General features: G+C 37.0%; 14 protein-coding genes. 9 read left to right on the plus strand and 5 right to left on the minus strand.

The window, feature by feature from the left end; genetic code table 11:
* Positions 1-29 precede the first annotated feature (29 nt).
* From cheB to NIS_RS01515, 3 genes are read left to right on the plus strand one after another with little or no spacing between them, the layout of a single operon-like run.
* Positions 30-1115, plus strand: coding sequence for a chemotaxis-specific protein-glutamate methyltransferase CheB (gene cheB / locus NIS_RS01505; protein ID WP_012081650.1), 1086 nt, complete (start codon positions 30-32; stop codon positions 1113-1115).
* Positions 1090-1614, plus strand: a complete 525-nt coding sequence (locus NIS_RS01510; RefSeq protein ID WP_012081651.1) for a hypothetical protein — start codon at positions 1090-1092, stop codon at positions 1612-1614. The genes cheB and NIS_RS01510 overlap by 26 nt, the downstream gene beginning before the upstream one ends.
* Entirely contained in the window at positions 1607-2428 is an 822-nt protein-coding gene (locus NIS_RS01515) for a CheR family methyltransferase (RefSeq protein WP_012081652.1), read from the plus strand. The genes NIS_RS01510 and NIS_RS01515 overlap by 8 nt, the downstream gene beginning before the upstream one ends.
* Here the strand turns inward: NIS_RS01515 and NIS_RS01520 are convergent.
* On the minus strand, positions 2425-3729 hold the full coding sequence (locus NIS_RS01520; RefSeq protein WP_012081653.1) for a chemotaxis protein CheW: 1305 nt from the start codon (positions 3727-3729) through the stop codon (positions 2425-2427). The genes NIS_RS01515 and NIS_RS01520 overlap by 4 nt on opposite strands.
* A 2-nt stretch (positions 3730-3731) precedes the next feature.
* Positions 3732-5624 (minus strand): methyl-accepting chemotaxis protein, encoded by a 1893-nt coding sequence (locus NIS_RS01525; RefSeq protein ID WP_012081654.1) that lies wholly within the window; start codon positions 5622-5624, stop codon positions 3732-3734.
* 239 nt (positions 5625-5863) lie between these two features.
* Between NIS_RS01525 and NIS_RS01530 the strand changes: the two genes are divergently transcribed.
* The gene (locus NIS_RS01530) at positions 5864-6133 is read left to right on the plus strand and encodes an RNA recognition motif domain-containing protein (RefSeq protein WP_012081655.1); all 270 of its coding nucleotides are present in this window, start codon (positions 5864-5866) and stop codon (positions 6131-6133) included.
* A 29-nt stretch (positions 6134-6162) separates the two neighbouring features.
* Here NIS_RS01530 and NIS_RS01535 read toward each other — a convergent pair whose 3' ends face one another.
* Entirely contained in the window at positions 6163-7419 is a 1257-nt protein-coding gene (locus NIS_RS01535; protein ID WP_012081656.1) for a DNA polymerase Y family protein, read from the minus strand.
* 116 nt (positions 7420-7535) lie between these two features.
* Here NIS_RS01535 and NIS_RS01540 point away from each other — a divergent pair, with 116 nt between their 5' ends.
* Genes NIS_RS01540 through NIS_RS01550 form a run of 3 tightly spaced genes read left to right on the plus strand, consistent with a single transcriptional unit; the run spans position 7536 to position 9372 of the window.
* Positions 7536-8195 carry a S24 family peptidase gene (locus NIS_RS01540; RefSeq protein ID WP_012081657.1) on the plus strand — a complete coding sequence of 220 codons (660 nt, stop codon included), beginning with the start codon at positions 7536-7538 and terminating at the stop codon, positions 8193-8195.
* Complete coding sequence (locus NIS_RS01545) at positions 8192-8938, plus strand: metallophosphoesterase (protein ID WP_012081658.1); 747 nt, start codon at positions 8192-8194, stop codon at positions 8936-8938. Before NIS_RS01540 ends, NIS_RS01545 begins: the two co-directional genes overlap by 4 nt.
* Complete coding sequence (locus NIS_RS01550; RefSeq protein WP_012081659.1) at positions 8917-9372, plus strand: Mut7-C RNAse domain-containing protein; 456 nt, start codon at positions 8917-8919, stop codon at positions 9370-9372. The genes NIS_RS01545 and NIS_RS01550 overlap by 22 nt, the downstream gene beginning before the upstream one ends.
* Here NIS_RS01550 and tviB read toward each other — a convergent pair.
* Both tviB and NIS_RS01560 read right to left on the minus strand, forming a co-directional pair.
* The gene (gene tviB, locus NIS_RS01555) at positions 9369-10625 is read right to left on the minus strand and encodes a Vi polysaccharide biosynthesis UDP-N-acetylglucosamine C-6 dehydrogenase TviB (RefSeq protein ID WP_148164055.1); all 1257 of its coding nucleotides are present in this window, start codon (positions 10623-10625) and stop codon (positions 9369-9371) included. The two genes, NIS_RS01550 and tviB, sit on opposite strands and share 4 nt — an antisense overlap.
* Entirely contained in the window at positions 10616-10924 is a 309-nt protein-coding gene (locus NIS_RS01560; protein ID WP_012081661.1) for a hypothetical protein, read from the minus strand. Before NIS_RS01560 ends, tviB begins: the two co-directional genes overlap by 10 nt.
* A 45-nt stretch (positions 10925-10969) precedes the next feature.
* Between NIS_RS01560 and NIS_RS01565 the strand changes: the two genes are divergently transcribed.
* Positions 10970-11446, plus strand: coding sequence for a hypothetical protein (locus NIS_RS01565; protein WP_012081662.1), 477 nt, complete (start codon positions 10970-10972; stop codon positions 11444-11446).
* Positions 11439-12284 (plus strand): deoxyribonuclease IV, encoded by an 846-nt coding sequence (nfo, locus tag NIS_RS01570; protein ID WP_012081663.1) that lies wholly within the window; start codon positions 11439-11441, stop codon positions 12282-12284. The genes NIS_RS01565 and nfo overlap by 8 nt, the downstream gene beginning before the upstream one ends.
* Position 12285 lies beyond the last annotated feature (1 nt).

Genomic DNA, 12285 nt, shown 5'->3' on the forward strand with positions numbered 1-12285 from the left:
ATGGATAAAGACCTTATAAAAGGAAATAAATGAAAAAGAGCCCAAAAGCGCTCGTTATTGATGATTCGGCATTGGTCCGAAGATTTTTGAAAAAAGAGTTGGAACGGCTCGGATTCGAGGTAGATGTCGCAAAAGATGGTGAAGAGGGTGAGAAAAAAGCTTTAGAGAATCAATATGATCTTATTACACTCGATATCGAGATGCCCAAGAAAAATGGGTTGGATGTGTTACGGTCCATTATGGAGAAGAATCCTACACGAGTTCTCATTGTAAGCACGTATGCTGTTGAGAATGGCGATATAGCAATGAACGCTCTTCAGTTGGGAGCATTGGATTATATAACAAAACCTGATCAAAGATTGGCAACGGCTGGAAATGAGTTTATAAAAGAGTTTGAATTTAAGATAAATGAACTTATGAAAATCAACAAGATTTCTCTTTTAACAAGAAAAAAGAGGTTCTCTTCTATATATACTCCGGTTATAGAACAAGCGACAGAGTTTGCTCCCAAAGATGATAAAAAATATGTACTTGTTGGTGCCTCAACCGGCGGTCCAAAACTTATTGAAGCAATTGCGCGATCTTTGCCTGAAAACTATCCCTATCCTGTGTGTGTGGTACAGCATATGCCACCGACATTTACTGGAAAGTTTGCTGAAAGACTTGATAGTATTAGTAAAATAAAAGTGCTTGAAGCTAAAAATGGTGAAGAACTCACACCCGCAAAGATGATCATAGGCAAGGGCGGAAAGCATCTTCATTTTCGAAGAGACGGTAATAAGGTGGTTTGTAAGCTTGTTCCAAATACAAATAACCGTTTTTTTGTACCGAGCGTGGATGAGATGTTTTTTAGTGCGTTGGAGGTGATGAATCCAAAAAACATCATGGCAGTACTGTTAACTGGAATTGGTGATGATGGTGCAGATGGAATGGTGGCTTTGAAAAAAGCAGGTGCTTATACAATAGCAGAAAGTGAAGAGAGTGCGACGGTCTATGGAATGCCAAAAGAGGCATATGTAAGAGGGGGAACAGTAAAAGTTTTGCCCTTTGATGAGATTTTACAAGAGATAATTGCTTTTGGGAGTAAAAATGACATTAAAAAAGATGGAAGATAAAACACCGATTTCTCGTTTTAGAGAGTTTTTAGAAGCACGTGAATACATTGAATCATTTGAAAACTATGAAGAAGATGATGTTTTTGCTGCTATTGATTATATGCTCATTCATAAAGAGTATCATTATCTCCTTCGAATGATTTTAGAACATTGTCAAAAACCTGGTATTGAAAGACTTTCGAGTTACGTTTTTGCTCGACTCGATTGTTTGAAGCGAGAAGAGGATCAAAAACTTTTGCAACAACTTCTTTTGTGTAAAAATAATAGTATCGGAAAAAATGTTTTTACTTATATATTATCTTGTTGTGAATTTATGGATGTTGGAAAACTTTTTCAAGAATATCCAATATCTCGACAAGAACTGCAACATTTATTAGAATATGGTGATTGTGAAAGTATTCGTATGTATGCTGAACAAATTTATGATGATCTTTTTGAACGTTTGCGTATTTTAGAAGAGTTTTTTGAACTTTATCATCGAAAGAGTGAAAATGACTGATTTTGATCTGATCAAACTTCGTGATTTTATATTAGCTAAAACGGGTATTTATATTGATGATGACAAACTGTTTAAAATTTATAAAAGAAAGTTTGAAGATTTTATCCAAAAGCAAGGTTTTGATGATTTTAGCAGCTTTTATAATCGTCTTGTCTTTAAAAAAGATGAACATTTATTGCAAGAACTTATCAATCTTACCACAGTCAATGAAACCTATTTTTTTCGTGAGGCTTATCAGTTTAAAACTCTTGTAGAAGAGGTATTGTCAGAACTTGATGGATTGCGTCCACCACATGAGTCGATCAATATTTTGACAGCTCCAAGCTCTTCAGGAGAGGAACTCTATTCTATTGCAATTTATATTATGGAGTATGCCAAAGAGATATTTTATAAAAGAGATTTTGTTTTAGTTGGAATAGATATTGATTCAGTTATGATTCAAAAAGCGAGGCAAGGTATTTTTAATCAAAGAAGTGTGAGTAAGATTCCTCCTCATCTTTTGCAAAAATATTTTATAAAAGAGGGTAATCAATATAAAATCATCGATGAGATACGAAAAGGCCTTACGTTTAAAGTGGTCAATGTTATGGACTTTTATGCAATGAAAAAACTTGGAAGATTTGATGTCATTTTTTCAAGAAATATGCTGATCTATTTTGATGAAAAAACAAGAAAAGAGATACTGGCTACCTTTCATGCCCTTTTGAAACCACACGGATATCTCTTTTTGGGCCATGCTGAAAAAGTGCCGGTAGAGATGGAGATTTTTAAACGAGTGAAAAAAGGAGAGAGTATTATCTATCAAAAAGCTTAATGAAAAGAGCTCCATCCTGTATTAAAAAGATTGAGAGATTTGTTTTTTAATGTGACGATACCAGCACTAAGGGAAGTTTTATTAGATAAATGGGCAATATTACTCGAAGGAACTGAGACGATATCTTTGATATTATCAACGATGATAGCAAACTCTTCTCCTTCATCATTTTGTATAATAATAATTTTCGACTCATCATTTGGGATAAACTCTTTTTGTAAAATTTTTGCAATGTCTATAAGATAGTAGGTTTTGTTTTTATGTAAAATAAGTCCATAAACGTTTTTATTGGTTGTAAGAGCATTATTCGTGATGTTTGTTTTGGAAAACTCTAAAACAGTGACAACGTTTTTAATGGGTATTGCATAATCTTCTTGAAAAAGTGAGAAAAGCAATAGGTCTTCTTCATTATTCTCGTTGTCTAGTTGTTTTTCTTTTTTCTGTGCTGTTAAGCCATATTTGTTAATACTCTCTTGAAGAAATTGTGATGAAACAATAGGTATTATGCTATTTTGGTAGTGAAAATACCCTTCAAAAAGCTGATTGGTATCACTTTCGCTGACAATATTTTCGCGCTCTATGTCGACGAGACCCTCAATACGTTCTATTAAAAGTCCCAGTATTTTTGAATCATGTTGTAATATGATCACTGAACCTTCTTTTAATGAGTCTGAATGCAATTTTTTTGCTAAATCGGCTACTTTCAAAGCTCTATTTTTATAGTTATAAATTCCTGTTATCCAATCGTGTTGCAATTGTTGAACGGGTTTCATGTGTGATAATGGAACAATAGAGTGAATAAAGTTGTTATCAATAGCATAAAATTTGTCATTGAGTGTAAAAAGTAAGAAAGGACGAAACTGCTCTTTTTGCTGTTTTATAATCTTTTTTTGTTCTGTTTGTTGTAATGGTGGTATTACAATAGATTGCAAAACATGATGCAGTGGTAATTCCTGAAAGACAACATCATCTTTTTCATATAAATCACCTGCTGTTGAGTTACTTTGTGTAAACTCTTCCAAGGCCAAAATCTCATCGATTAAAAATGCATATTTATTATTATTGAAAGTGAGAAGGAGAACGGGTTTGTTGGAAACTTCATCACACTCTCCAATATTAAGAATTTTTTTTAGACAAAGTAGCAGAAAATGTGATGAACCATGCTGTATACTTCCAATAACATATTCTGGCATGTGAAGCATTGGAGTTGTTTTTTTTGCATAAAAAATCTGTTGTATATATTCTGTCGAAACAACATAGACATGGTTATCTATCCGAAATTTGATAATAGTTGTTTCCATCTTTACAACCTTTGTGTAATGCGATTGATTTGAGTGATATCATTTTGCATTTCGTTGGCAATTTTTTGAATGATTTGTGCTGCTTCTTTTGACTGGGAAGCATTTGTAAAGCTAAGCTCAGCAGCTTGTTGTATCTGCTCAGATGCAATGAGTGATTGTTCAAGAGCTTGTAACATCTGATTTGTCGCTTCGGAAAATGTTTTGATTGTTTTTTGGATATGATCGAGTTGCTGTACGTTTCTGGATAGTTCTGTTTTAAGTTTTTCAAGCTTATTGAGTTCCCTATCTTGAATCAAGATAATATTATTGATATCGACAAGCATTGTGTCATTTTGATCTTGGATCTCATCAATAATTTCAATGATTTTATCAAGGTCGTTTTCTGAATCAATAGCAAGATTTCGAATATCGTTCGAAACTTCTCGAAATCCTTGCCCCTTTTCGCCAAGGCGAATAGCTTCCAGAGCACCATTGATAGAGATACTTGCAACTTGGACAATAGCGAGTTCGATTTTTCGTATGAGATTACTAAGAGTTAAGATTTTAGATTTGATGAATTGTAAGTCATTTTTCCGATCATTTGCAAGAGTATAATTTTGTTTTGTTGATTGTTGTACATTTGAGATAAGTTCTATAATAGTGTGAAATTCTTTTTGTACTTTTTTGATCTCTTCATAAACATTTTCGACCGTCCCTACACTTTCTTTTATATGTTGAACACATTTTTGAGCAACTTCTGCATTTGTTTTGGCATCATTTTTAGCCAATTCTGCAGCTGTTTCAATTTGCATAAGTGCTTCTAATACCTGTTCCATAGAGTTATTGAGTTCATAAACAGAGCTTGAAAGTTCTTCTGAAGCTGTGGCTAATTCATGTTTGATACCCTCTTTATCGGTAGAATGAAGCGATTCTATGAGAATATTGATCATTTTAGCTGCTTCTTCTATTTGAGAAAATGCTGTGTTTTGCATACTGATAGTACTTGTTACTTGTGCCACCGCACTTGCACTCTCTTCTGCGGCACTGGCAATCGTTTCTGCACCTCTATGTAAAATAGCGATTTCTTGGACTACTTTTTGAATATTTTGCAATAAGGCATCGATGTCTTTTACAAATTGCTCCATTGTGTGGACCATTGTTTCTATTTTTTGATAAGAGCTGTAGGCCTTTTGTGAAGATTTTTCCATTTCATCTTTGACTTGTAGAATGTCCGTTTTGCTTTTTTCTACTTTTTCTTTGATGATATCGACAACTTGTTCAATTTTATGGGCATAGACATTTGACTTTGAGGCAACTAAACGTATTTCACGAGCCATAACATTGAAAGACTCCCCCTCTTCTTTAACGCGACTTGCTTCAATGGCGGCATTTAAAGCAATGAGAGCAAGATTTCGAATGATATTGACTGCTTCTGTTATCTCTTGAGAAGTTTCAAAAAGTTCTTGACTTTTTTGGACAATATTACTAGCCCATTCTGAAGCTTGTTCCATCCCGTTTTTTGTATCACCTATACTTTCTTGCGTTTCTAAAAATATATCTTCCAACTCGTTGGAAATGACGACGATTTTATTTGTCTCTTTTTCTAGCATTAAGGAGTTCTCTTTAATTTGTGTAATGGCGCTTAGACTCTCTTCTGCTGCTCCAGCGCTTTGTTCAGCTGCTGCAGCGATCTGTTCCATTGTTTGTTTCAGCTCTTCTATCGCAGTATATCCTTCGGCAATCTCTTTCAAAAAGTTTTGAGAGATACGGGCTAATTCTTCTTGTATACTCTCATCAACTTTCTTCGCAACAGTGGATTGTGTTTTGATTGCTTGAGGAGTTTTTATAGATGGTTGAGATTGCTCTACCTGTTCCATAGCTTGGTCGTCATGACTATAATGTTGTTTGAATGCCATTTTAACTCCTTATCTCTATTCTACCTCAATTATATGTTACTCCTAAAAGCTTAAATAAATTATAAAATTTAGAATGTCACAATTTTGACACAATGAAAGTATTTTTGTTATTATAATGATGCACATCGATCGAAGTAGATTTGGGGCTTTGCCCCGCTGCACTATCTTTTTTCTTCAAAACCCGCTATAATGTTTCTACCCGAACAAAACGGGATGCATTATTTTCAAAGGAACATTCAATGAAGCAGATTTATGTAGGGAATCTCCCTTATTCTTCAAACGAAGAGGACGTTAGAGAGCTTTTCGCTCAGTATGGTGAAGTAACTTCCGTAAAACTTATCAACGATAGAGAAACAGGTAGACCAAGAGGTTTCGGTTTCGTTGAGATGGATGATAGCAGTGCAGATTCTGCAATCGAAGCACTCGATGGAAGTGAGTTTGGCGGACGATCACTTAAAGTAAATGAGGCACGACCGCGAGAGCAACGGCCTCGAAGAGAATTTAACTAATATTCTCCACAAAGGCGGCTTTGCCGCCACTACATTAATTCCACTCCCCATTTGATCAAATCCATTCCATACTTTTGACGCACCTTTCGACTTTGTTGCAAGAGCTTTGTAAACTTTTTATCTTTTTTCCAATTGAGTAGTTCATAGGAGCTAAACTTTTTAAAGCGTAAACAGCGAAGAGCGATTCTTGTAACTGATGCTGTCGGATATTTATCCGCTTGCTCAAAAAGTTCAAGAGCGATTCGTTTGCATTTCGCTTCACTAAAAGTGGTTTCATCAATGATGTGTGCTTTACTTTTGTAGCCGGTATCATATTTGAGTGAAAGAAAATATTGGGTAGGATTGAAACGCTCTTTTGCTACAGAATCACTCAAATGTCTTGCAAGTACGATGACCCGTCTTTTTAGTTCTTTTCTGTCGCTTATGGGATTGATGGTTCTTGAGATGCCTACCGATTTTCTTGGTATTTTTGGATGAAGAGATTCATTGTCTTCTCCCCATATTCTTTTATAAAGCGTAATACCTGGTTTTTTCCAGCTATAAAAGATATCTTTGATATATTTTGTCTCACCGAGGGTTTGGATGCCGTATCGCTTCAGTCTTTTGAAGTATCCTCGACCGATACCAGGAAATTTTTCTAATGGAATATTTTGAATGAATCCCTCTACATCCTCAACTACTTTTATGCCATGTGGTTTTGCGTAGCTTGTGGCAAGTTTTGCTGTCCATTTGCTTTTTGCCGCACCTATGGATACCGGGAGCCCTAACTTATCTTTGATGAGGATCTGTAAGTGATGGATAAAAGTTTCTGTGTACTCATCCTCGATGTATCCATCCAAATCACCAAAAAATTCATCGATACTGAACTGCTCGACAACAGGTATCTCTTTTTGTAAAAGATTGTGAAGCGCTTTTGAGAGTTTGTGGTAATAGAGATGATTAGGAGGAACGACTTTAAGATGAGGACAAAGTTGCAAAGCCTCTTTGACACTCATTCCAGTTTTTACACCATATCTTCTAGCTTCATAACTTGATGTGATGATGATCCCTCTGATTTTTCCTCCATCCTTGAAATACTCATCAAACTCCATATCGGCATCGTAAAAGATGGAAGGTACGAAAGCACCTTGATGTTTTTGCAAAAGATCCATTTTGTGCTGATTTTTCGAATCAAATATAAAAGGATCTCCTCTACCTCCCACAGCTGCCGGGATGTTGCGAAGGGATGGTTTTTTAAGTCTTTCAGCCGATATAAAAAAAGCATCGATATCGATATGGATTTTCATGGTCTCTCCTTTTGTAGAATAGCTATTGCTTCAGTTTTGTAGGTTGTTTTGTTAAAATATTAACAATTGTTTAAAAGCTTTTTAGAATAATTAACAATTTGTTAACCGGAGTTTTCATGCTAAAAGTAGAAGAGGTGATAGAACGGATCAAAGATGTCCTATCAAAAGAGATTGATGGGAAAAAAGTGTATGACAAGGATGTGGCAGCTGCACTGGGTATCACACCGGAACATTTGAGTATACTCAAAAAAAGAAAAAAGCTTCCGTTACCTGAGATATTGGATTTTTGTGCCAAACGAAAGATCAGTATCAACTGGCTTTTATATGACCAAGATCCGGAATCTTTGCAAGAAAATACCCAAAAGTTTGCGTATGTACACTATTTTAAAGAGGTGGGCGCGAGTGCAGGAGGAGGGGCATTGAATTATGAGCTTGTCTCACAAAAGCTCTATATCGATGAAGAGATTGTTCAGATGCTTGGAGGTAGAGGAGCTTTAAAACATATCGAAGCGATCCATCTTCTTGGTGATTCTATGGAGCCGACACTCAAGGATGGAAGCATCCTTTTTGTGGATAGAAGTGAATTGGATGTAAAAAAAGGTGGAATATTTCTACTTTCTACTCTCATGGGTCTTTTTGTAAAACGGGTTCGCCTCAGACTTGACGGGAAACTAGAGATGATATCGGATAATCCAAGCTATCCTGTAGAAGTGGTGCAAGGTGATGAAGTACAGGTGGTTGGGAAAGTGGTAGGTAGCGTGGAGCGTATCGTATGAGTCGGCTCATTGTTTATGGGGATATTCACGGGTGCTTGGATGAGTTGTGTAAGCTGAGAGAAATGTTAAGTATTACTGAAGAAGATGAAGAGTATTGTGTGGGAGATGTGATCAATAAAGGACCCTACTCTTTAGAAACGCTTCGGTATGTGAAGGAAAAAAATATCCGGTGTGTCCGGGGTAATCATGAGGATAAATTGTTACGATACCATCACCATGAAATGGAACGCATAACTACATCAAAGCCAAATCCTATGCATCTGTCGCAAAAAGAGCTCGAAGTGTATCGTTCGATGGAACGAGAGGATTTTTTGTTTTTACAATCATTTCCTCTTTTTATCCAAAAAAAGAGACTCACCATCATTCATGCAGGCGTACTTCCCTCGACCAATCTGTATGCGCTTGATAAAAAAGAGGCTGCCAAAGTGATGCGGGTTCGATATCTTGATGAAAAAGGTAATTTTGTCGTGCTTGATAAGAGTGAACCCAAAAAACATTTTTGGTGGAGCAGTTTGTATGATGGTCGGTTTGGATATATCGTCTATGGGCATCAGCCCTTTTTGACTCCAAGAGTAGATCGTTTCAGCTTTGGGATCGATACGGGAGCCGTGTATGGAAATAGACTCACTGCAATTGTTTTTGATCAAAAGGATGAGGTATTGATAGAGAGCTACCGTTTTGTATCGGTGGATGCAAAAGCGTATGCGAAAAAAGGAAAAGCGTGGATTGTCGGGGATTTGTAGCCGATGTGCATCTGGCAAAACTTGCCAAATATCTAAGACTTCTTGGATTTGACACACTCTATTTTAATCATATAGAAGATAATGAGCTACTTCATATTGCCAAAGAACAAAAACGTCTGATTCTCTCAAAAGACAAAAGACTTTGCGAAAGAGACAAAAAGCGATGCCTTTTGATCACAGAAAAAGATCTTGAAGCCCAGATCAAAGAGGTTTTGCAAAGATGCTCAAATCTAAAATGCAAACCATTTAGCAGATGTCTTGTGGACAACATCCCTTTAGAGCCTATCGAAAAAGGGAAGATTCTTGATAGATTGCCTCCAAAAGTGAAAAGATACTATACCCAGTTTTGGATCTGTCCAACATGTGGACGGATCTATTGGCATGGAAGCCATTATGAAAAGATGAAGAGATTTATAGAGCAGGTATGTGACTAAAGCCTTTTATCCACCACCTCTTTTGGCAGTACACCCTTAATATCATAGACCACACACGATTCAGGCCTCTTTGAAAAATCAAGCTGCTTGAATTGATTGTGAGCCACGGCTAAAATGATAGCATCATAGTCGTTAAACTCTGGACTTTTTTCCAAAAGCTCTATGCCATACTCATGCTCTACTTCTTCTTTATCCGCCCATGGATCATATACATCTACATGGATTCCAAAATCTTGGAGTTCGTTGATGACGTCAATAACTCTACTATTTCTGATATCCGGACAGTTCTCTTTAAAAGTGATACCAAGTACTAACGCTTTGCTTCCTTTGACTTTATGCCCTTTATGGATAAGCAGTTTCACCACCTTATTGGCTACAAAGACACCCATCTCATCATTGGTTCTTCGACCAGCCAAGATGATTTGTGGATGATATCCCACCTCTTTTGCTTTATAGGCCAAATAGTATGGATCTACTCCAATACAGTGTCCTCCCACAAGACCTGGCCGAAATGGCAAGAAATTCCATTTGGTTCCTGCGGCCTCTAAGACATCGAGTGTATCGATATTTAGTTTATCGAAGATGAGTGCCAGTTCATTGACAAAACCTATATTGATATCTCTTTGGGCATTTTCTATCACTTTTGCAGCCTCTGCTACTTTGATGCTTGGTGCTAGATGAGTGCCAGCTGTGATAATACTTTTATAGAGTGCATCCACTTTTTGTGCAATCTCTGGAGTACTGCCGCTTGTTACTTTTTTGATATTTGGTAGACGATGCTCTTTATCTCCTGGATTGATGCGTTCGGGAGAGTAGCCACAGAAAAAGTCTTTATTAAATGTAAGTCCACTTTCACGTTCCAGTTCAGGAACGCATACCTCTTCGGTACATCCTGGAAAGACGGTGCTTTCATAGATAACGATATCCCCTTTTTTAAGGACTCTTCCAACAGTTCTTGAAGCCATGACAAGAGGAGTGAGGTCTGGATTTTTGTGTGTATCGATGGGTGTTGGGACGGTAACGATATAGATGTTTGCTTTTTTGATATCTTCGATAGAAGTTGTGAAGGAGAGATTTTTTGCTTCTTTGAGTTCTTTTTCATTCACTTCGAGTGTTCTATCGATTCCCTTTTTTAATTCTTCAATCCTGTTTGCGTTGATATCAAATCCGATCGTTTCATACTTTTTGCCAAACTCCACAGCTAGTGGTAAGCCTACGTAGCCAAGGCCGATGATGGATAGGGTCATGAACATTCCTTGGGAAAGACGCTCAAGTAGATTTTGTCTAAATCAAAAGATTGTATATGGTTATTGAGACCGATGAGATGGGGAATGATTTCCAAAAAAAGATAGGCAAGTTGCAGCATCGGTAAGAAAATGATGAGCATCGTTTTATAAGTTTGAGGTGAGTGCCACTCTCGAATCCATCTGATGGCACTCTGGACGCCATAGAGAGCCAGCATCGATTCAAAACTGATAATGAAGCCTAACACGAGATATGTTAGAATGGCTCCATAGACGAAAAGATAGAAGAAAAATTCAAGATTACTCAAGGGTACTCCATCTCTTTTAATTACAAATTATATCATAGAGGTCATATGAGGAAACTTTTGATTGTTGCGATGCTTTTTCTTTTGAGTGGATGCGCTGTAAAACAGATACAAAAAAGTGAAACAGTTGCAGTTGTTTGGAAAACAAAAAGTTTAAAGTTTATAGGAACAGGTTTTTTGCAATTTAGTGGTTCTAAAGTGGAGCTTTCTGTTTACAGTACCGGGGTACCTGTGTTGAAGATGCGATTGGGTAAAAATGTTTGCATTGAAAACAATGGATGCCTTTCATACAAGAGTTTTAATAGGCGATTCCTTCATCCATCATATCCGCAAAAGCTCATCTATAATCTTTTCATGGGCAAACCTCTTTTCCATGGTGCAAATCTCCATCGAACCAAGAGAGGATTTGAGCAGCGAATTGCCAATGAAAACTTTGATATAATCTACCGCTTCAATTTGAATGAGATCTATTTTAAAGACAAAAAAAACAAAATTTTGGTCAAAATAAGGAAGCTCAATGGCTAAATATGTAGGAGCACATGTAAGTGCAAGCGGTGGTGTGGAGAATGCACCAAAAAATGCGCAAGCAATTGGGGCAAAAGCTTTTGCTCTCTTTACGAAAAACCAGCGTCAATGGAAAGCAAAACCGCTGAGCAAAGAAAACATTGAAAAGTTTAATGAACATTTGGAGTGTTGCGGGATCGAGAAAAAGCATATTCTGCCTCATGACAGTTATTTGATCAATCTTGGTCATCCAGAAGAGGAGAAACGGCAAAAAAGTTTGGAAGCTTTTTTAGATGAGGTTCGTAGATGTGAACAGTTGGGACTGGATAAACTCAACTTTCACCCAGGCAGCCATTTAAAAAAGATCAGTGAAGAGGAGTGTCTGGATAGGATTGCCGATGCGATGAACGAGACTTTACGTCAAAGCAGCGGAGTGACGTTAGTGATCGAAAACACGGCAGGTCAGGGAAGTAATCTTGGATACAAGTTTGAGCATCTGCGCTATTTGATCGATAAATCGATTGACAAGTCCAGAGTAGGAGTATGCCTCGATACGGCACATATGTTTGCTGCTGGATACGATATCAGGACGAAAGAGGCGTACGATAAAACGATGCAAGCCTTTGATGAGATTGTAGGATTTGAGTATCTCAAAGGAATGCATATCAATGACTCCAAAGCCAAATTTGCTTCTCGTGTGGATAGGCATCATTCACTCGGTAAGGGGGAGATAGGTTTGGATGCTTTTCGCTTTATCATGAACGATCCAAGGCTTGATGATATTCCTTTGATTTTGGAAACTATTGATGATACTATATGGGATAAAGAGATTGAACTTCTCTATTCTTTTGTGGAGTGAG

This window comes from Nitratiruptor sp. SB155-2, from assembly GCF_000010325.1.
Taxonomy (GTDB): Bacteria; Campylobacterota; Campylobacteria; order Campylobacterales; family Nitratiruptoraceae; genus Nitratiruptor.

Excerpts from the sequence above, each read along its gene's own strand:
- NIS_RS01515 (WP_012081652.1), top strand. The coding sequence starts at position 1,607 with ATGACTGATTTTGATCTGATCAAACTTCGTGATTTTATATTAGCTAAA.
- cheB (WP_012081650.1), top strand. The coding sequence starts at position 30 with ATGAAAAAGAGCCCAAAAGCGCTCGTTATTGATGATTCGGCATTGGTC.
- NIS_RS01565 (WP_012081662.1), top strand. The coding sequence starts at position 10,970 with ATGAGGAAACTTTTGATTGTTGCGATGCTTTTTCTTTTGAGTGGATGC.
- NIS_RS01530 (WP_012081655.1), top strand. The coding sequence starts at position 5,864 with ATGAAGCAGATTTATGTAGGGAATCTCCCTTATTCTTCAAACGAAGAG.
- NIS_RS01545 (WP_012081658.1), top strand. The coding sequence starts at position 8,192 with ATGAGTCGGCTCATTGTTTATGGGGATATTCACGGGTGCTTGGATGAG.
- NIS_RS01525 (WP_012081654.1), bottom strand. The coding sequence starts at position 5,624 with ATGGCATTCAAACAACATTATAGTCATGACGACCAAGCTATGGAACAG.
- NIS_RS01535 (WP_012081656.1), bottom strand. The coding sequence starts at position 7,419 with ATGAAAATCCATATCGATATCGATGCTTTTTTTATATCGGCTGAAAGA.
- tviB (WP_148164055.1), bottom strand. The coding sequence starts at position 10,625 with ATGTTCATGACCCTATCCATCATCGGCCTTGGCTACGTAGGCTTACCA.
- NIS_RS01510 (WP_012081651.1), top strand. The coding sequence starts at position 1,090 with ATGACATTAAAAAAGATGGAAGATAAAACACCGATTTCTCGTTTTAGA.
- NIS_RS01520 (WP_012081653.1), bottom strand. The coding sequence starts at position 3,729 with ATGGAAACAACTATTATCAAATTTCGGATAGATAACCATGTCTATGTT.
- NIS_RS01540 (WP_012081657.1), top strand. The coding sequence starts at position 7,536 with ATGCTAAAAGTAGAAGAGGTGATAGAACGGATCAAAGATGTCCTATCA.
- nfo (WP_012081663.1), top strand. The coding sequence starts at position 11,439 with ATGGCTAAATATGTAGGAGCACATGTAAGTGCAAGCGGTGGTGTGGAG.